Raw genomic sequence first — 19,484 nt, forward strand, 5'->3', positions numbered from 1 at the left:
GCGTTGAGCATGGGCCTTCCGGGTGACAACATCACGACCAAGGGCAGGGTCTCGATCCCTGCGAGACCCAGCTTCGGAAGGTCCATGCTGCACGGCCGCGCTCTGCGCTACATCGACGAGGTCGCCCGTCAGGGCTCCATCCGCAAGGCGGCGCGCGAACTCAATGTCGCCGCCTCCGCGGTCAACCGGCAGGTGCTCGAGGTCGAGGCCGATTTCGGCGTGCCGATCTTCGAGAGGCTGCCGCGCGGGCTCAAGTTGACCGCCCCGGGAGAGCTGCTCATTGCCCATATCCGCGAGACGCTAAAGGGCCATGACCGCCTGCAGGCGCGTATCCACGCGCTGAAGGGACTGTCGCATGGCGAGGTCACTGTCGCCACCATGGCCACGCTCGCTGCCGGGCGGCTCGGCGATGTGGTCTCCGACTATTGCGAGCGCCATCCGAGGGTGGAGCTGAAGGTGACCGTCTGCAACCGTTCCGAGCTGATGGAGATGGTGGCTTCGGGCGAGGCCGAGATCGGGCTTGGCTACAACCTGCCCGAGGACAACCGCATGCAGCTCTCGGCGGTCTTCCAGCACCGGCTCGGCGCGGTGGTCGCGCCGGGCCATCCGCTCACTGCCAAGCCGAACGTGCGCGTCGCCGACTGCCTGATCTACCCGCTGGTGCTGGCATCGCACAGCCTGTCGCTGCGGCCGCTGATCGAGAACCTCGCCCCGGCCAACGCGGACCTGCGGCCGGTGGTGGAGACCAATTCCACGGAAATGATGAAACGCCTCGTGCGCCGCCCGCCGCATGTGACCTTCCTCAACCGGGTCGACGTCGACCAGGAGCTGCGCGACGGCGACCTTGCCTTCTTGCCGCTCATGGCCGCCGCCGGACGGCAACGGCTCAGCCTCGTGCACCGCAGCCGCGGGGCGCTCAGCTCGGCGGCGGACGGCTTCATGCAGGCGATCAAGGACCACTTCGGGCAGGGCGAAAGCTGAGCGCCCGACAAGATACGGAAAGACCCCAGATGACCACCACGATGCACCGCCGCCTCGACGAGGCGCTTGCGGCAGGTACGGATCTGCTGCTCACCGATCTGCGCTGCCCCGAAGCGCTGCTGACCGAAGGCGCGCCCGCCGGTGCCCCGGTGGATGCCGACGGTACCGCCTCGGTCGACCTCCTGCTCCGCGCCGGGCGCATCGCCGCCGTTGCCGCGCCCGGAGGCGCTGCTGCCGGGGCACCGCGTCTGAGCCTCGGCGGGCGCCATGTCTGGCCGATGCTGGTCGATGCGCACACCCATCTCGACAAGGGCCACGTGATCGGCCGCGCGCCGAGTTCCGGCGGCACCCATCCCGGCGCGCGCGAGGCCACCACCCGCGATCGCATCGCGCATTGGCGGCATGACGATCTGATCCACCGCATGGACTTCGGGCTCTCCTGCGCCGAGGCGCATGGCATCGCCGCGATCCGTACCCATCTCGACAGCCACGAAGGGCAGGGCGAGACCGTCTGGGGTGCCTTCGCCGAGATCCGCGAGGCGTGGAAGGGGCGGGTGGCGCTGCAGGCCTCGGCGCTGGTGCCCTTCGATGCCTGGGGCACCGACTACGCGGAACGGCTGGCCAACATCGTGGCCGACCACGGCGGGCTGCTCGGCGGGGTCACGCGCCCCTCGGGCGGCACGCATGGCGGGCTCGCCGACATCGACGCGCTGCTCGACCGGGTCTTCACGCTTGCGAAGGAGCGCGACCTCGACCTCGACCTGCACGTCGACGAGGCCGCCGAGGCCGATGCCCTGCCGCATGTCGCCCGCGCCACGATCCGCCATGGCTACGAGGGGCGCGTGACCTGCGGCCATTGCTGCTCGCTCTCGCGACTGCCCGAACCCGAGATGGACGCCACGATCGCACTGGCGAAGGAGGCTGGGCTCTCGCTGATCACCCTGCCGACGGTCAACATGTACCTGCAGGACCGCCTGCCGGGGCGCACGCCGCGCTGGCGCGGGGTGATGCCGATCCACGAGTTGCGGGCCGCCGGCGTGCCGGTCGCGGTTGCGGGGGACAACTGCCGTGATCCATTCTACGCCTACGGCGATCACGACATGCTGGATACCTGGCGCGAGGCGGTGCGGATCTGCCATCTCGATCACCCCTTCGCGGGCAGCGCCGGGCTGGCGGGGACCGCTCCGGCGGAAATTTGCGGCTTCGAGGCGGGCAGCCTTGGCGCGGGGCGGCGGGCCGATTTCATGGTGCTCGAGGCCTGGAGCCTCGACCAGCTCATCGCTCGGCCGCAGTCCGACCGGGTGCTGGTGCGCCAGGGACGGGTGCTGGATCTCCGCGCGCCCTCCTACGAAGAGCTGCGGCTAACCCGGACCGAGGCGCAGGTGGAGCCCGCCTGAGGAGGCGGGCTCGGGCCGGTCAGAAGGCGGCGATGCGCTCGATCACCCAGAAAGCGGCTATGGTCCCGATACCATAGCTGCTGATCCGGCTCAGCCGCGCGCCGTGCTCGGCGAGCACCGGTGCCATGCGGCGCGCGAGATAGCCCAGCATGAGACCCAGCGCGATGAACAGCAACTGGCCCAGCTCAACGCCGACGTTGAACGACAGCAGCGCGAGCGGGATGTCCGACTGCGGCAGGCCGATCTCGCGCAGCGCCCCGGCGAAGCCGAGCCCGTGGACCAGCCCAAAGCCGAAGGAGACCAGCGCCGGGAAGCGCTCGGAGACGGGATCGCGCCGCTCGGGCGGCAGCGCCAGTTCGTAGGCGAGAAAGACGATCGACAGCGCCACCACCACCTCGACCGGTGCCGAGGGCAGGCGCAGCCAGCCCAGCGTGGCGGCGGCCAGCGTCAGGCTGTGCGCCAGCGTGAAGGCGGTGATCGCCCAGAGCAGCCGCCGCGGCTGGCGCACCAGCAGCAGCAGGGCGAAGACGAAGAGCAGGTGGTCGACCCCTTCGAGGATATGACTCACCCCCAGCGCGACGTAGCTGGCAAAGACCGCACCCGGGCCAAGCTCGGCGGGCACGGTGAACTCCGGCGTGCCCGCGGTGAGGCGCTGGGTCTGGGCCTGCCCGGGCTCCAGCTCGTAGCGCACCAGCACGTCGGTGCGCGTGCGCGCCAGCCCGTCGATGGTGATCGTGCCCCCGGCGAGCCCCGCGGGGCAGCTGGCGAGGTAGGAGGTGACCCAGGCCCGCCCGTCGAAGGCGGGCTCGGGCGGCGGCGTCTGCTGGCAGTTCGCAGGCAGGCGGGCCGAGATCGGCATGGGGCGCCCGTTCACGTCTGGCATCCGCCAGCTCACCCGCCACTGCGCGCCGTCCATCGCCGAGAGCTCGAGGAACCCGGGGTCGAGCGCATGGGCCGAGGGGGCGGTCGGCTGAAGGGCCGCAAGCAGCAGCACGAGAAGCGCGAGGATCCGTCTCATGGCTGCGCCTGCGCGGCGCCCCCTGGCAGCTCCAGCGTGTAGCGACCGAGCAGTTCGTCGGTGAACGCGCCGCGCATCTTGCGCGCCTCCTCCGAGCGCCAGTCGGCGAGCACCTTGTCGTGCAGCGCCTCGAGCGGCGGCAGCGCGCCGTCCTGCAGGGTGTCCAACCGCACCAGGTGCTGGCCATAGCCGCTGTCCACCGGGCCGGACCAGCGCGCGGGCGGCAGCGTCCCGATCGCCGCAGCAAAGCCGGCGCCGAAGACCCGGTCGATGGCGGGGGCGGGCATGGCGCCGATCATTGCCGGCAGCATGGTCGCCTGGCCGAGCCCGGCGGCATCGGCGCCCTGCGTAAGCTCCGCTGTCAGCGCGGCGATCTCCTCGGGCGTGGCATCTGGCGGCAGCAGCACCTGCGCGAAGCCGAGCCGCGCGGGCCGGGCGTATTGCGCGGCATTCTCGGCGTAATAGGCCTCGAGCGTGGCCGTGTCCGGGGTCATCGCAGCGGCAGGGGCCTCGGCAAGGAATTCCATCTTGGCGCGCATCCGGTTGCGGATCATCGCGTCGCCCTTGTCGAGGCCGAGCGCCAGCGCCTCGCGCACCATGGCCTCCTCGATCGCCCAGTCGCGCACAAGGCCGCGGGATTCTGCCTCGGTCGGGGGCCGGCCCCAGGCGGCGAGAAAGCCGTCGGCCAGCCGGTTCATTTCGGCCTCGGTAAGGCGCAGCACGTCGTCGCGCGGCGCCCGGACCTCGGGCGGGGTCATCACGGAGTAAAGACCGAAGACGAGCCCGCCCAGCACGAAGAAATGCAGCAGCGGGGAGCGGAGAATGGTGCCGATCTTCATGGCCGTGCCTTTGTGGTCTCTCTGGTCACCCGCCGCGCAGCGCTTCGGCGACGCGCCCGAGGCGGACATCCGCGTCCGCGGCCAGTTCGGCGATCTCGGGAACCTCGCCCAGATCGCCCATGGCCATCATCTGCCCCGCGTCCACCAGCCGCACCAGCGCGCCGTCGGGGGTTTCCTCTACCGTGACATTGCAGGGCAACAAGAGCCCCACGTCGGGCCGCGCGGTGACGGCCCGATGCGCCAGCCGCGGATTGCAGGCCCCGAGGATGGTGTAGCGGCGAAACTCCTTGCCGAGCTTCTCGGCAAAGGCCTTGTCGAGGTCGATCCGCGAGATCACCCCGAAGCCCTCGGCGGCGAGCGCGGCGGTCACCGCCTCGAGCGCCGCGTCAAACGGGCGCTCGAGGGTCACGCTGGTTCCGAAATCGGACATGCTCATTCGCCGTGGCTGTACCAGATCGGCGAGCTGTAGGCGCGCTCGGTCACGGTCATCGGGACGTCGTCGGCGAAGGCGGCATCCTCGAAATAGGCGGCGTCATAGGCTGTCCAGCGCGGTGTCGGGATCTCGATCACCCGGGCGTAGTAGAAGGCGTCGAGCGCCGGGTCGAAATCGGGATCGCTCCAGACCGCGATCAGTTCAGGCGCGCCGATGGTGTTGGTGAAGGACGCCGTCGCGACATCGACCGTGTCGCCCACGGGCGGCACCTTGCCGTCCTCGCCCGGCTCGCGGTCGCCCGACCAGGCCACGTCGTAGATCTTCTCCTGCATCTCGCCCGCGGCATCGACCCAGCCCTTGATGATCTGGATGCGGTCGAGGTTGCCCGAGAAGGGATCCTTGAGCGCCGCGACGAGGAAGTTCGGCGCGGTGGCGCCTTCGGGGGCTGGCATCAGGTCTCCGCCCATGGGCACGCCCTTGGCGTAGCCGATGTTGGCGGGCGTGCGGCCGAGCGCGTCGGACTCGGCGAACTCCCAGCCGCCGAAGAAGCGCAGGCCGATGCGCGTGCCGGTGGTGCCGTAGACCTCCTTGCGCTTCATCGCGTCCCAGATCGAGGCGCGGGTGTTCTCGGTGGCCCAGACCGCGGTCAGCCCCGAGGCGCCGAGCTTCCAGTCCTTGACGGTGCGCCCGTCGAAATCGAAGGCATTGCCGGTCGAACGCTCGGGCCCCGGTTCGCTCTGCGGGAACTTGCCCCAGAAGTTGTTCTCTTCGGTCGAGGAAATGCCGGTGTGCGCGTCGGTCGAGCCGAGCAGGCCGAACTTGAATGGGTTGGTGCCGAACTCGTCCTCGAGTTTGAGCCCGCGCTTCAGCGCCTCGCGGGCGTATTCATACTCGATCATGCCCGGCTCCTTGGGCACCACGTTGAGGTTGCCCTTGTCCCAGATCTCGAAGTCGGCGAATTCGTCCGAGGGCGCCAGCGAGGGGTGCTGCTCCGAGGTGCCCTTGCCTTGCGTGACCTCGTAGAGCGGCTCCCAGCGGGCGCGCTTCTCGGCCCAGGCGGCGTCGATCGGGTTGCCGTCGGGGGTCTCGGTGGCGAACATCAGGCCGTTCGACAGGTTGCCGTTGTGCGGGATCGCGAGGATGCGGCCACCGGTCTTGTCCTCATAGGCCTGCATCCAGTCCCAGAGCTCGCGCGGCTGCTCGGTGTCGAAGGTGGTCAGCGGGCGCACCTGGTCGGCGAAATACTTGTCGTCGCGGTAGATCAGGTTGCGGTGCAGGTTGTTGCCGCCGCCGTAGTTCGAGGACCATTCGTAGCCAATGATCGCCGAGAAGATGCCGGGCTCGTTATGCCCCTCAACGATCTCGGTCATGTTCTTCCAGATGTCGAATTGCACGTTGTTATCCGTCATCTGCTCGGGCAGTTCGCCGTTCCCCTGCGCGGCGATCATCTCCATCATCACCGCGCTGGCCGAGGCGCCGCCCTCGACCATGCCGTCGTGCCACTGCTTGAGTTGCGGGTCCGCCATCATGTTGGGATCACCCTCGTAGACACTGGCGACCACGCCCATCGCGTCCGAGTGGTCGGTCACCACCATCCAGTCATAGGGCCGCGACAGTTTCACCGGTTGGCCGGTGCTCGAGGTGATCTCGGCGCCCTTGGCATAGCGCAGCGCTTCGTCCGGCCCGACGCGGGTTCCCGAGGCGAAGGCGTCGGCCGACCAAGAGGTGTGCAGGTGCTGCTCGCCCCAGAGCGGGCGGGTCGGGAAGCTGCGCCCGGCATAGGGCGAATAGCCCGGCTGGTTGAAGAAGCGCTCGATCTTTTCGGGGTCGATGGTGCCGGCGTCGGTGGTCACCTGCGCGAGGAGCGGGGATGCGAGCAATGTGGTGGAGAGCAGGACAGAGGCGAAATGGCGTGCCATCGGACGGCCTTTCTGCGGCAAGGTCTAAGTTAAAATCGATCTTGAAATGGTGCGGGTCCTGCCGAAGCCGACTCGCCCGCTACCTTTGCGTGTTTTATCGTCGCCATTTACCCTGCGTAATCAAGGGCAAATTCCCCCACTCCGCGGGCCGTCCGGGCGAAATGCGGCCTCTCCAAAGAGCGCCGAGCGATGTCCCGCCACCCGCCGGACGGGGCCGCGGCGCACCGCCGCCGCCCCGCGGCGCTCAGCGCTGCTCGGCCTTGCGCGCCCGGATCAGCGTGAAGATGCCTGCGCAGACGATGATCGCCGTGCCCGAGCGCGACGTTGGGCCTCAGCGTCTCGCCGAAGACCAGCATCCCCAGCGCCGCGGCGAACACCAGCTGCAGGTAGGCGAAGGGCTGCACCGCCGAGGCCTCGGCCACCTCGTAGCATTTGATCAGCGTGTAATGGCCGGTCGCCCCGGTCAGGCAGAGCAGCGCCATCATGCCCCAGTCGGGCAGGCTCATCGGTTGCCAGAACCACATGCCGATTAGGGTCGCCGTCGCCACGCCGACGACGCCGGTCCAGAAGAAGGAGGTCGCGGCGCTGTCGGTGCGGGCGACGCGGCGGGTGAGCAGCCCGTAGAGCGCGAACATCAGCGCCGCCACCAATGGGATCGCGGCCAGCGGCGAGAACACCCCGCCCGAGGGCTGCAGGATGATGAGGATGCCGACAAAGCCGATGCCGATCGCGGTCCAGCGCCGCCAGCCGACCTTCTCGCCCAGCACCGGCCCCGACAGCGCGGCGATCAGCAGAGGGTAGCAGGCGAAGACCGCGTGGCTCTCGACAAGGCCGAGATGGACGAAGGCCGAGACCATGACGCAGATCTCCACCACCAGCAGCACGCCGCGAAAGGCCTGCACGAAGGGCTGGCCGCTGCGGACCGCGGCCCGGAGCCCGCCCTTGCTGCGCGCCGCCAGCGTCAGAACGAAGGCGGCGAAGAACCAATAGCGCACCATCGTGACCATGTAGACGTTGGTGGCCTCGGACAGGTGCCGCGAGAGCCCATCCTGCATGGCGAAGATGAAGGTGGTGAGCACCATCAGCCAGATGCCGAGGCGCGTGTTCTGCTGGGCCATTCAGGGCTTCCTTGCGACGGTCATGTGGCGCTTGCGCCCGTGGCCCGGGCGGCGTTCGACCTCGAAGCCCGCCTCGGCCAGTGCCCGGCGCACGTGGCCCGCGGCGGTATATGTGGCGGCGCTGCCGCCGGGGGCGGTGTGGCGCGCGACCGCATCCATCAGCTCCGGCCCCCAGAGCTCGGGGTTCTTGGCCGGGGAGAAACCGTCGAGGAACCAGGCGTCGGCCTGCTCTTGCCAGGCGGGCAGGGTTTGGCGGGCATCGCCCTCGACCATTGCGAACTGCAGGTCGGGCAAGGTGATCTCGCGGGCATCGCGTTGCCAGAAGGGTGCCAGCTCGGCGGCGATCTCCGAAAGCTCGGGAAAGGCGGCCTGCGCCCGCAGCATGTCCGCGGCGGCAAGCGGGAAGGCCTCGAAGGTGGTGAAGCGGAGCTGCCCGGGGATCCGCTCGGCGCGCCAGAGCGCCAGCGTCGCCAGCAGGTTAAGTCCGGTGCCGAAGCCCAGCTCGGCGACGTGGAACCCGTCCCGCAGACGCGCCGGCAGATCATTGCCCGCATGAAAGGTGTGCCGGGTCTCCGACAGGCCGTTCTCGAGCGAATAATAGGGATCGTCGAAGCGCGGCGAGACGGGCACGTCTCCGTCACGCCACTCCGGGGTGTCGGGCTGGCTCATTCTGCGGTCCTGTCCTAGAACTGTGATCCTACATGAAGCGGAGTCGGCGGAATGGCAAGCAGCCAGAAGAGCGTGGATGTGACGGTGCGGGGGGGCGGGCATTTTCGGCCTGTCGATCGCCTGGGCCTGCGCGCTGCGCGGCGCGACGGTGCAGGTCGTGGACCCCTATGGCGCGGGCGCGGGATCGAGCGGCGGGCAGGTCGGCGCGCTGGCGCCGCATGTGCCCGAGAACTGGAACCCGAAGAAGGCCTTCCAGCTCGACAGCCTGCTCATGGCCGGAGAGTTCTGGGCCGGGGTCGAGGCGGCGGGCGGCGTCTCCTCGGGCTATGGACGGCTGGGGCGGCTGCAGCCGCTGGCCGACGGCAAGGCGGTGGAGCTGGCGCGCGGCCGCGAGGTCACGGCGCGCGCGCTCTGGGGCGATAACGCGGTCTGGGAGGTGATCCCGGCGGCGGAGGCCGGTCCATGGGCACCGGTAAGCCCCGCGGGCCTTCTGGTGCGTGACACGCTCACCGCGCGGATGAATCCGCGCCGGGCCTGCGCCGCGCTGGTCGCGGCGCTCGCTGCGCGCGGGATCGAGGTGCAGCGCGAGGCCGAGGACGCCGGGCAGGTGCTCTGGGCCACCGGCTGGCGTGGTCTGAAGGTGCTGTCGAAGGCGCTCGGCAAGGGCGTCGGCACGGGTGTGAAGGGCCAGTCGGTGAGCCTGCGTTTCGACGCGGGCGAGGTGCCGCAGATCTACGCCGAGGGGTTGCACGTGGTGCCTCATGCCGATGGCACGGTTGCGATCGGGTCGACCTCGGAGCGGGACTTCGACGACCCCGCCGGCACCGACGATCAATGCGACGAGCTCATCGCCCGCGCGGTGCTGGCGGTGCCTGCGCTGCAGGGCGCCGAGGTGATCGAACGCTGGGCCGGGGTGCGCCCCCCGCGCGCGCAGCCGAGCGCCGATGCTCGGCGCCTGGCCGGGGCGCGAGGGGCATTTCATCGCCAACGGCGGCTTCAAGATCGGTTTCGGCATGGGCCCCAAGGTGGCGCAGGTCATGGCGGACCTGCTGCTCGACGGACGCGATGCCATCCCCGAGGGATTCCGGGTCGAGGACTCGCTCTGAGCACCTTGGCCTTGCCGCGCGGTTCTGCAAGCATGGCGCGGAATCCGGCAGGGCCCAGTCCGAGAGTGCAGGGCGCCGCCGGATCGGCACAACAGGAGAGACGCGCGTGACTCACGCAGACGACATGCCCGAAGAGATGGCCCGCATCGCGGAAGATGCGAAAGACTGGCGACGACAGATCCACCAGCAGCCGGAACTGCTTTACGAGCTGCACAAGACTGCCGCTTTCGTCGAAGAGAAGCTCAAAGGCTTCGGCGTCGACGAGATCGCGACCGGCATCGCCAAGACCGGGATCGTGGCGCTGATCAAGGGCGCCAGGGGCGACGGCCCGGTGATCGGCCTGCGCGCCGACATGGACGCGCTGCCGATGGACGAGAAGACAAACCTTCCCTATGCCTCGAAGGTGCCCGGCATGATGCATGCCTGCGGCCACGACGGGCACACGGCGACGCTGCTCGCCGCCGCACAATACCTCTGCGAGACCCGCGACTTCGCGGGCACCGTGGCGCTGATCTTCCAGCCCGCCGAAGAGGGCGGCGCCGGGGCGCGCACGATGATCGAAGAGGGGCTGCTCGAGCGCTTCGGGATCGGCGCGGTCTACGCCATGCACAACAAACCCGGCCTGCCGGTCGGCCAGTTCGCCACGCGGCCCGGCCCGCTGATGGCGGGCGGTGACCGCTTCGTGGTCACCGTCACCGGGCGCGGCGGCCATGCCTCGGCACCGACCATGTCGATCGACCCGGTGGTCGCTGCGGCGCATCTCATCGCCTCGGCGCAGACGCTGGTGTCGCGCTTCTCGGACCCGTTCGACCAGGTGGTGGTCTCGATCACCTACCTCGAGGCGGGCTCGGGCCGGGCGCTGAACGTGATCCCCGACACGGCCACCTTCGGCGGCACGATCCGCACGATGAACTCCGCGACCCGGGCCGAGATCGAGGCGCACCTGCGGCGGATTCTCAAGTCCGGCGCCGAGCAGTTCGGCTGCGAGGCCGAGCTCGACTGGCGCCCGGGCTATCCTGTGACCGCCAATGACGCCGCCCGGACCTCCGTCGCCCTGGGGGCCGCCGCCGCGGTCGTCGGGCAAGAGAACGTCGACGACAATTGCACCCGGGTGATGGGCTCGGAGGATTTCGCCTACATGCTCGAGCAGCGCCCCGGCGCGATCCTCTGGTACGGCAACGGCGACAGCGCCGAGCTGCACAACGCCGCCTACAACTTCAATGACGAGGCGATCCTGCCGGGGATGCGCTTCTGGGTGGAGCTGGTCAGCCGCGAGCTTGCCGCCTGAGGGCAAGGGCCTGCCCGCTCAGCCGGGCGGGCCACGCTCTGCCCGGTCAGCCCCGGATGGGATGCGCGGTGAAAAGCACCTGCCCGCGCGGCAGCATCACGTTGCTGCGCGTGACCGTCCAGCCGCTGCCCTGCGCAAGATGCACCACGTCCTCGGCGAGGATGTGGTAGGGCGCACGGATGTCATGGGTCACCACCCCGTCGGGCTGGCGGTAGGGCTGCATTGCGGTCACCGGGTCCGGCGCAAGGAAGACAGTGAATAGGAAGCTCTCGAGCTTGTCGAACCGGCGCAGGTTGGTCAGCGCGCGCCGCAGGTAGGCCGTGGGCAGATGCGGGAAGACCGCGAAGGCGATGGCATGGGTGATGCTCTCCGGCACGCCGGGGAAGTCGAAGCGCGCGTCCTCGATCAGCTGCGCAGGGTCAAGCCGCGCCGGGTCCTCGAGCTCGGCCCGGTGCCCCGCCAGCAGGATCTCGCGCGAGGCATCCGTGGCCCAGTAGTGGCCGGGCTCGAGATAGGGCACTGCCTTGCAGCCGAGCCGCAGCGCCCCGGCGCCGATGTCGAGCAGGTGGTGATGCGGCAGCAGCCCGGCGTCCTGCAGGATCGACATCTCGATCCGCCCGGTCTCGTCCCAGCGGCCGCCGACGATGGCGCGGTGCCGGCCCGCGGCGATGGCGGAGTCGTAGAACCCGGCCAGTTCATAGGGGTTGGTGGACACGGTCTGATGTTTTCCAGGAGGGGTGATGCGCAGGGCGCCCTTGACCCTCCCTTGCGCCCGGAGAGGGGCGCAAGTCAAGATGGCAGGGCCCGGGGTTGCGCTCAGGGCGGCGGCACCGCCGGGGTCTGCGGGCGCCGGTGGGCCAGCTGCTCGCGATGGATGAGGTAGAGCCCGGAGCCGACGATCAGCGCGATGCCCGCCCAGACCATGGCGGCGGGGAAGTCGCCGAACACCAGCCAGCCCAGCAGCGTCGCCGAGGCCAGCTCGATGTAGCCCAGCGGGGCGATCAGTGCCGAGGGGGCGAGCCGCAGCGCGTAGGTCAGGAAGATATGCGACAGGGTCGCCGCGAGGCCCATGCCGCCAAGGTAGCTCCAGGCCGCGCCCTGCGGCCAGATCGCGCCGCCGCCGAGGCTCTCGGGCAGCAGCCACATGAAGGGCGCGCCAAGGATCACCGCGGCGATGGCGGTCGTGGCCTGCTGCGCCACCGGCGCCAGGCTGCGAAGCTGCCGCGTGACCAGCATGTAGCCGGCAAAGGAGACTGCAGTGATGAGCGGCAGGATGGCCGAGAGGCCATGGTTCGCCAACCCGGGCTGCACCACCAGCAGCGCGCCGCCGAAGCCAACGATGGAGGCGAGGATCCGCCGCGGCCCCACGCTCTCTCCCAGCAGCGCCCAGCCGAGGAACATCAGCACGAAGGGCTCGATCTGGCCGATCGCCAGCGCATCGGCGATGGGCATGCGCACCATCGCCCCGACGAAGGCGATGGTCGCGACCAGCGACAGCGCCGCGCGGGCAATGGTGAGCGCCAGCTCGCGCCGGGTCAGCCGCAGCCGGATGCGCAGGACCAGCGCCAGCGCCAGCATCAGCGCCCCTTGCACGACGAAACGCGCCACGGTGATCTCGGCAACGGGAAGGCTGCGCGTGGCGAGCTTCGAGCCGACGTCGATCAGCGGCGCCGTGGCGCAAAAGCCGAGCATGAGCAGCGCCCCGAGCAGGGGGCGGTCGACGTGCAGTGCGGCCGCCGGCGCGGCGAGGGGGGCGTTTGTCGTTTGCATCCACATGCCATGCGCGGGGTGCCGCGATTTGGCAAGGGGGCATGTGCATGCCACAGGCCGGAGCGTACCTTGCCCGTACCTTGCCGGTCTCAGACCCGGATGCCGTAGCGGCTGATCTTGTCGTTGAGGGTCCGCCGCGCCATCCCCAGCGCCTTGGCAGCGCGCTCGGTGTTGCCGCGGCAGCGCTCGAGCGCGAGGCTGATCTCGCGCGCCTCGAAGGCGGCGACGCGGGCCGCAAGGCTCTCGGGCTCGCCGATCGGCGCCGCGGTCTCCTCGGGAAGATCGAGGCCGAGGGCAAACCTTTCGGCCATCGCCTTCAGTTCGCGCACATTGCCGGGCCAGGGTCGCCGCATCAGCCGCTGTCTCAGCGCGTAGTCCACCGAGGGCGTCTCCTGCCCGTAACGCGCCGCGGCGAGGTTGGCGTAATGGCTGAACAGCAACGCGATGTCCTCGCCGAGCACCCGTAGGGGCTCGACGGTGATCTCGGCCCCGGCGAGCCGGTAGAAGAGATCGGCGCGGAAGCTGCCGTCGAGCGTCAGCGGCCGCAAGTCGGTCTTCGAGGTGGCGATGACACGCAGGTCGAGCGGCCGCAAGTGGTTCTCGCCAAGCCGTTCGACCGCGCGTTCCTGCAGGGCGCGCAGCAGCTTGGGCTGGATCGCCGCGGGCATGGCCTCGATCTCGTCGAGCATCAGCGTGCCGCCCGAGGCGGCCTCGAGCTTGCCGGGCTTGTCCTGCGCCCCGGGGAAGGCCCCGGCCACGTGGCCGAAGATCTCGATCTCGAAGAGGCTCTCGGGCAGGGCGGCGCAATTCACCGCAACCAGCGGCCCGGCGGCGCGGGGACTGGCCTCGTGCAGGGCGCGGGCGACCAGCTCCTTGCCGGTGCCGGTCTCGCCGGTGATCACCACGTCGAGATCGGTCGGGCCGATCGCCGCGATGCGGGCGCGGAGGGTGGACATGGCCGCCGACTGACCGAGCAACCCGCCCTCGTCGCGCCGGGTGATGCGCTCCTGCAGCCGGCCGATCTCGGCGCGCGCGGCGCGGCCGCGCAACCCGCGCTCGATCACCGAAAGAAGATGCATGCCGTCATAGGGCTTCTCGAGGAAATCCTCCGCCCCGGCGCGCATCGCCTGCACCGCCTGCGCCAGATCGCCATGGCCGGTGATCAACACCACCGGGCAGTCGGGATCGCGCGCGCGGGCGGCCTCGAGCAGCTGCTGCCCGTCCATGCCGGGCATCCTCAGGTCGGTCAGGATGAGATCGGGGCGGCTGCTGGAGGCCAGCGCGGCCGTGCCCTCGGCGAAGCCCTCGGCATGGTAGCCCGCGGCCTCGATCAGGTCGCAGAGCGCGAGGCGGTGGTCGCGATCATCCTCGACCACATGGATCAGCGGGCTCATTCGGCGGCCTCTCGTTCGTCATCCTGTTCAAGCACCGGCAGGATCACCGCGATTTCCGCCCCTCGGCCGGGGGCGGAGCGGATGTCGAGCCGTCCGCCGAATTGCTGGACCACCTCGAAGCAGATCGCAAGCCCGAGGCCCAGCCCCTCGCCGCCGATCTTGGTCGAGAAGAAGGGTTCGGTGACCCGCGGCAGCACGTCAGGGGCGATGCCGGGGCCATTGTCGGTGACCAGCAGCGTCACCTCCCGCGCGCCGCGCTCGATCGAAAGCGTCACCTCTCCGTGGCCCGGCTCGACCGCCTCGATGGCGTTGTGCAGGAGATTCATCAGCACCTGCTCGAGCCGGGCGTGGCCGGCCTCGACCATGGGGGTATCGGCGCTGGCGTCGAACTGCAGCTGCACCCCCGCGGCATCGGCGCGGGGCTGGGCCAGCGCCAGCGCCGAGCGGGCCACGTCGACGGCGGAGATGGGCGAGAGCGGGGCCGCCTCGCGGCGCGAGAAGTTCTTGAGATGCTTGGTCATCCGCTGCATCCGGCGGATCAGCCCGCGCGCCGACTGCAGCCGGGCGGCGGTCTGCTCAGGCGCGCGCGAGAGGCCGAACTCGGCGGCGGTCAGCGTCGCCTCCATAGCGGCGAGCGGTTGGCTCACCTCGTGCACGATGGCGGCGGACATTCGGCCGAGCGCGGCCATCTTCTCGGATTGCACAAGCGTCGCCTGCGTCGCGCGCAGGTCGGCCTCGACCTGGCGGCGGGCCTCGACCTCGCGTTTGAGTTCGGCAGTACGCTGCCGGACCTTGCGCTCCATGACCTCGGTCTGGCGCAGCCGCAGGGAGATGAGCCGACGGCGGTGCCGCCGCATGTCGGCAAGCCCCAGGCCCAGCAGCCCGGCCAGCAGCACCAGCGCAGCGGTGCCGGCGGCGGCGGCGCGGGCGGGCCAGGTCGGGCTCGCCGCCAGCAGCCGCCAGCCGGTTTCGAAAGGGGTGCCCCGCAGCGTCATGGCGCGGCCCTCGCCCTCGATCCGCAGCGCGCTGCCTTTGGGCAGCAACGGCGCGGTGCTGCCGAGGTCGGTACGTTCATAGAGGCGCGAGGCGTCGAGCCGGTCGAGGGTGGCCCCGGGCAGCCGGGTCAGCGGGCGATAGCGCCACGCCGGCACCGACGACAGGAAGACCACGTCATCCTTGTCGGTGACGGCGATATGCTGGCCGGTCTCGGCCCAGGCCTGCTCCAGCGGGCGCAGGTCGATCTTCACCACCATGACGCCATGCACCCCGAGGCCGGGATCGTCGACCCGGGCCGAGATGAAGTAGCCGGGTTCGCCGGTGGTCACGCCGATGGCGTAGACCGCACCGTTGCCCGTGGCGCGCGCATCGGTGAAATAGGGGCGGAAGCTGTAGTCATGGCCGACGTAGCTGTCGGGCTCGTCCCAGTTGGAGGCGGCGATGGTCACCCCCGCCGCGTTCAGCAGGTAGAGCCGCCCCGAGCCGGTCTGGGTGGCGATCTTCTGCAGGTAACGGTTGGCGGCGTCGATGGTGGCGGCATCGGAGGGCGCGTTCAGTGCCGCGTGGATGCGGGCATCCTCGCCGGTGACGCGCGGCAGGTAGCGGAAGCGGTCGATCTCGGTCTGCAGCGCGCGATGGCTGACCAGCAGCCCCTGCTCCAGCCCCTGCCGCAGCTCGGCGATCACCAGCTGCCAGGCCAGCGCGCCGCAGAGCAGCGCGCCGAGGGTCACCAGCATCAGCCGCAGCCGCCAGGCCGAGCGGAGGCGGGGCAGAAGGGCGCCGCGGCGGGCCATCAGCCCGCGTCGGGGCAGGGGACGAGCTGCACCGGCTTGCCGGAGCTGGCGCCGAGCTCGGTGCAGGCCTCGCCGCAGAGGGTCCAGGCCGAGGGCGTCTTGCCCGAGGCCGCGAGGTTCAGCGCAGGCACCGGCGGCAGGTCCGGCACCCAGACCCACCAGCCGTCTTCGAAGTGGCCACCCTCGCCGGGCTCCATGCCCGCGCCCGAGCCCTTGACCGCCGCCTCCGTCAGATGGAGGCGGTGGTCTTCGGTGATTTCCCAGGTTTCGCGCCACTCCTCGCGCTCGACCGAATGGGTCCACTCCAGCGTGAAGCTGCCGCCCTCGGCAAGGGCGAGCATCATCGCCCCCGCCATCAGGCAGCCGGTCATGCCGACACCGGGGCCTTGCGCCGCCAGACCAGCAGTCCGAAGACCACGGCGAGCGCAAAGCCGATCTCGTCGGTCACCGGCAGCGCCGCAACCAGCGTGAAGGCGGCGGCCACGGCGATCAGCCGCTCCCAGATTGCCAGCGGGCGACCGAGCCAGCCGATGACGCTGGCCCCCCAGAGCGCGAGGGCGATCAGCGCCTTAAGCACGATGTAGGCGACCGCGGGCCAGTAGCCGATGGACCCCGCCAGCGCGCCGCCATCCTGCAGCATCAGCGCCGGGGTGTAGACCGCCATGAAGGGCACGACGAAGCCCGCGGCGGCGACCTTGATCGCCTCGAAGCTGATCTTGAGCCCGCTTTCCTTGGCGATCGGCGCGGCGGCGAAGCAGGCCAGCGCGACCGGCGGCGTCAGATCCGCGAGGATGCCGAAGTAGAAGACAAACATGTGGCTGACGATGAGCGGCACGCCGAGATCGAGCAGCGCCGGACCAGCAATCGACGAGGTGATGATGTAGTTGGGGATCGTCGGGATGCCCATGCCGAGGATGATGCAGGTGATCATAGTGAGCACGAGGCTGAGGAACAGGCTGTTCTGCCCCACCGAGACGATGAACTGGCCAAAGGTGTTGGCCGCGCCGGTGAGGGTCATGACGCCGATGATCACCCCGACGAGGGCGCAGGCGATGCCGACCGGAAGCGCGGTCTTGGCGCCGTCGGCAAGGCTGTCACGGCAGACGGCCAGCGTTTCGCGCCCGCCCTTGAAGGCGGCACAGGCGGCGATGAGCACCGCCAGCACCAGCAGCAGCGCGTGGATGCCGAACTTGAAGAAGGCCGAGGCGCAGAGTCCGAGAACGATCCAGAAGATCACCCGCACCGCCATCGACGAGACCCCCATGGCGATGGCCGCGCCGAGGATCAGCATGCCGGTCAGCGCAAGCCCGATGGTGCCGGCGAAAAGCGGCGTGTAGCCCGAGAACAGCAGCCAGACCAGCACGGCGAGCGGCAGGATCAGGTACCAGCCCTCCTTCAGCGCCTTGCGGGCCGAGGGCATCTGATCGGCCGAGAGACCGCGCAGGTCGCGCTTGCCGGCCTCGAGATGGACCATCCAGAAGGCGCCGGCGAAATAGAGGATGGCGGGCACCAGCGCGGCCTTGACGACCTCGATGTATTGCACGCCCAGCGTCTCGGCCATGATGAAGGCGACGGCGCCCATGACGGGGGGCATGATCTGCCCGCCCATCGAGGCGGTCGCCTCGACGCCGCCGGCAAAGGCCGGGCGGTAGCCGAAGCGCTTCATCAGCGGGATGGTGAACTGGCCGGTGGTGACCACATTGGCCACGCCAGAGCCCGAGATCGTGCCCATCAGCCCCGAGGACAGCACCGAGACCTTGGCGGCGCCGCCCATGCGGTGCCCGACGAGGCCCAGCGAGACGTCGGTGAAGAGCTTGATCATCCCGGCCTTCTCGAGGAAGGAGCCGAAGAGGATGAAGAGGAAGATGTAGGTCGCCGAGACATAGGTGGGGATGCCGTAGATCCCTTCGGTGCCATAGGCGATCTGCTCGACCACCTGTTCAAACGCGTAGCCGCGGTGATTGAACGGAGAGGGCAGGTGCTGCCCGAAGAGCGCATAGGCAAGGAAGAGCCCGCAGATGATCGGCAGGGCGGGGCCCATAAGCATCCAGGCGGCGACAAAGACGGTGACCACGGCGATGCACCCGAAGACCAGGTCGGTCAGTGTCGGATCGCCCGCGCGCATCAGCAGCGGCGTGTACTCGATCCACTGGTAGGCCGCGACGGCCACGCCGGCGGCGGCAAACAGCGTGCAGAGCGCCCGCAGCGGCGCGCCGTAGCCGCGGCCGAGCGCCAGCAGCGGGAAGCCGAGCGCCATCAGGAAGCCGACGTGCACCGCGCGCATCACCTGGCTCGGCAGGTCGATGACATGGGCGGCGATGGAAATCTGGTAGAGCGAGAAGGCAACCGCCAGCCAGAAAAGGAAACGCCCGGTCAGGCTCGGCGGAAAGCTCGAGGCCAGCGGGTCGTGCAGTTCGGCCTGTTCTTCGGCCGCAGTGTGTCCGGTCATGTCGTCCTCCCGTCGTGCAGGCAGCCCGGCCGGAGCCGGGCCGCCGCACGGGTCCGCTTAGAGCAGGCCCTGTTCCTTGTAGTACTTCTCGGCGCCCGGGTGCATCGGGATCGGCGAGTTCTTGATCGCGTCCTTGATGTCGATGGCGCCAGCTGCCGCATGCGCGGCCTTGAGCTGGTCGAGGTTCTCGAACAGCAGCTTGGTCATCTGGTACGCCAGCTCGTCCGAGACGTCGGTGCTGGTGACGAGGATGTTGGTGATCGCCAGCGTCGGGATGTCCGCGTCCTGGCCCGGGTAGGTGCCGGCGGGGATCACGCCCGCGGCATAGGGTGCGCCGAGGGTGTCCGCCACGTCAGCCGGGATCGACACGTAGGTCACGTCCTGCGTCGACGACAGATCCTTCAGCGCCGCCGAGCCAAGGCCCGAGCTCTGCAGGGTGGCGTCGAGCTGGCGGTTCTTCATCAGTTCGACCGATTCCGCGAAGGGCAGGTACTCGACCTTGCCCAGGTCATCGTAGGTCATGCCGAGCGCGCCGAGGATCTTGCGGGCGTTGACCTCGGTGCCGGACTTGGCGGCGCCGACCGAGACGGACTTTCCGGCCAGTTCGGTGACGGTGGTCACACCGGCATCCGCCGAGGCGGCGATCTGGATGTAGTTGGGGTAGATCGCGGCGATGGCGCGGAGCTTGTCGAGCGGCTTGGAGAAGCCGACGTCGGCGTTGCCCTCATAGGCGTCCTTGACGGAGTCGCCGAGCGCGAAGCCGATCTCGCCGCGGCCCTGCTGCAGCAGGTTCAGGTTCTCGACCGAGGCCTTGGTGGACTGCACCTGGGTGCGCGCGTCGGGGATGTTCTTGGCGTAGATGTCCGCCATCGCGACGCCGAGCGGATAGTAGACGCCCGAGGTGCCGCCGGTCAGCACGTTAACGAATTCCGTTGCCATCGCGGCGGGCGCGGTGACGGCGAGGCTGCCGGCGATCAATGCGCCGAGCCCGAAAGTTCTGATCATGATGGTCCTCCCGAAACATACATTCACGGCAGCGGGTGCTCCCATCCTGCCGCGCGGTGCGCGAACCATGGGCAAGCCGTGCGCGCCGGGCAAGCGTGGAAGCGGTTATGTGCCGAAATTTCTTCGCAGGAATCTGCCCCTGGCGGGGCGGATTTCTGCTCCGGGCCGCGGGAGCAGGGCCACGGAACCGCGCCATCGCCTCGGCGCAGAGCGCGTCGCAGGGGCCACCGAAACAGCGCCCGTGACCCGTCGGGCCATCCTCCGCCGAGCCATGCGCTATTGGCACTTGCCAGTAAATCGCCACTGGT

At 69.7% G+C, this 19,484-nt stretch carries 15 protein-coding genes and 2 pseudogenes; 4 read left to right on the forward strand and 13 right to left on the reverse strand.

The window, feature by feature from the left end:
* Positions 1–9: 9 nt before the first annotated feature.
* Both CLG85_RS10325 and CLG85_RS10330 read left to right on the forward strand, forming a co-directional pair.
* Entirely contained in the window at positions 10–981 is a 972-nt protein-coding gene (locus CLG85_RS10325) for a LysR family transcriptional regulator (protein ID WP_217989785.1), read from the forward strand.
* 29 nt (positions 982–1,010) lie between these two features.
* Positions 1,011–2,378, forward strand: a complete 1,368-nt coding sequence (locus CLG85_RS10330) for a cytosine deaminase (RefSeq protein ID WP_260348834.1) — start codon at positions 1,011–1,013, stop codon at positions 2,376–2,378.
* Positions 2,379–2,397: 19 nt separating this feature from the next.
* Here CLG85_RS10330 and CLG85_RS10335 read toward each other — a convergent pair whose 3' ends face one another.
* The 6 genes and pseudogenes from CLG85_RS10335 to mnmC2 form a co-directional block, all read right to left on the reverse strand.
* On the reverse strand, positions 2,398–3,396 hold the full coding sequence (locus tag CLG85_RS10335) for a HupE/UreJ family protein (protein WP_260348836.1): 999 nt from the start codon (positions 3,394–3,396) through the stop codon (positions 2,398–2,400).
* Positions 3,393–4,235 carry a peptidylprolyl isomerase gene (locus tag CLG85_RS10340; RefSeq protein WP_176476690.1) on the reverse strand — a complete coding sequence of 281 codons (843 nt, stop codon included), beginning with the start codon at positions 4,233–4,235 and terminating at the stop codon, positions 3,393–3,395. Before CLG85_RS10340 ends, CLG85_RS10335 begins: the two co-directional genes overlap by 4 nt.
* 25 nt (positions 4,236–4,260) lie before the next feature.
* Positions 4,261–4,665, reverse strand: coding sequence for a DUF302 domain-containing protein (locus tag CLG85_RS10345; RefSeq protein WP_095883744.1), 405 nt, complete (start codon positions 4,663–4,665; stop codon positions 4,261–4,263).
* A gap of 2 nt (positions 4,666–4,667) precedes the next feature.
* Positions 4,668–6,587 (reverse strand): DUF3604 domain-containing protein, encoded by a 1,920-nt coding sequence (locus tag CLG85_RS10350; RefSeq protein ID WP_095883743.1) that lies wholly within the window; start codon positions 6,585–6,587, stop codon positions 4,668–4,670.
* A 244-nt stretch (positions 6,588–6,831) separates the two neighbouring features.
* Positions 6,832–7,705, reverse strand: a pseudogene (locus CLG85_RS10355) (DMT family transporter).
* Positions 7,706–8,374, reverse strand: a complete 669-nt coding sequence (mnmC2, locus tag CLG85_RS10360) for a tRNA (5-methylaminomethyl-2-thiouridine)(34)-methyltransferase MnmC2 (protein ID WP_260348838.1) — start codon at positions 8,372–8,374, stop codon at positions 7,706–7,708.
* Between the two features lie 51 nt (positions 8,375–8,425).
* On the opposite strand from mnmC2, the pseudogene CLG85_RS10365 reads away from it, so the two are divergent.
* Positions 8,426–9,480: pseudogene (locus CLG85_RS10365) on the forward strand (NAD(P)/FAD-dependent oxidoreductase).
* A gap of 106 nt (positions 9,481–9,586) precedes the next feature.
* A complete protein-coding gene (locus CLG85_RS10370; protein ID WP_311734985.1) occupies positions 9,587–10,768 on the forward strand; it encodes a M20 aminoacylase family protein in 1,182 nt (393 codons plus the stop codon).
* A gap of 46 nt (positions 10,769–10,814) precedes the next feature.
* Here the strand turns inward: CLG85_RS10370 and CLG85_RS10375 are convergent, their stop codons facing one another.
* The 7 genes from CLG85_RS10375 to CLG85_RS10405 form a co-directional block, all read right to left on the reverse strand.
* Complete coding sequence (locus tag CLG85_RS10375; RefSeq protein ID WP_095882004.1) at positions 10,815–11,483, reverse strand: class I SAM-dependent methyltransferase; 669 nt, start codon at positions 11,481–11,483, stop codon at positions 10,815–10,817.
* 101 nt (positions 11,484–11,584) lie between these two features.
* Positions 11,585–12,538: a DMT family transporter gene (locus tag CLG85_RS10380; protein WP_095882003.1), complete on the reverse strand. Its 954-nt coding sequence runs from the start codon at positions 12,536–12,538 to the stop codon at positions 11,585–11,587.
* Between the two features lie 89 nt (positions 12,539–12,627).
* Positions 12,628–13,932 carry a sigma-54-dependent transcriptional regulator gene (locus tag CLG85_RS10385; RefSeq protein WP_260348839.1) on the reverse strand — a complete coding sequence of 435 codons (1,305 nt, stop codon included), beginning with the start codon at positions 13,930–13,932 and terminating at the stop codon, positions 12,628–12,630.
* Complete coding sequence (locus CLG85_RS10390) at positions 13,929–15,722, reverse strand: sensor histidine kinase (RefSeq protein WP_260348840.1); 1,794 nt, start codon at positions 15,720–15,722, stop codon at positions 13,929–13,931. The genes CLG85_RS10385 and CLG85_RS10390 overlap by 4 nt, the downstream gene beginning before the upstream one ends.
* Positions 15,722–16,093, reverse strand: coding sequence for a DUF1850 domain-containing protein (locus CLG85_RS10395; protein ID WP_260348842.1), 372 nt, complete (start codon positions 16,091–16,093; stop codon positions 15,722–15,724). Before CLG85_RS10395 ends, CLG85_RS10390 begins: the two co-directional genes overlap by 1 nt.
* Positions 16,090–18,171 (reverse strand): TRAP transporter permease, encoded by a 2,082-nt coding sequence (locus CLG85_RS10400; RefSeq protein WP_224845131.1) that lies wholly within the window; start codon positions 18,169–18,171, stop codon positions 16,090–16,092. Before CLG85_RS10400 ends, CLG85_RS10395 begins: the two co-directional genes overlap by 4 nt.
* 57 nt (positions 18,172–18,228) lie before the next feature.
* Positions 18,229–19,176 carry a TAXI family TRAP transporter solute-binding subunit gene (locus tag CLG85_RS10405; RefSeq protein WP_095880987.1) on the reverse strand — a complete coding sequence of 316 codons (948 nt, stop codon included), beginning with the start codon at positions 19,174–19,176 and terminating at the stop codon, positions 18,229–18,231.
* Positions 19,177–19,484: the final 308 nt, after the last annotated feature.

It is taken from the genome of Alloyangia mangrovi, from assembly GCF_002300555.2.
GTDB classification, from domain to species: Bacteria; Pseudomonadota; Alphaproteobacteria; order Rhodobacterales; family Rhodobacteraceae; genus Salipiger; species Salipiger mangrovi.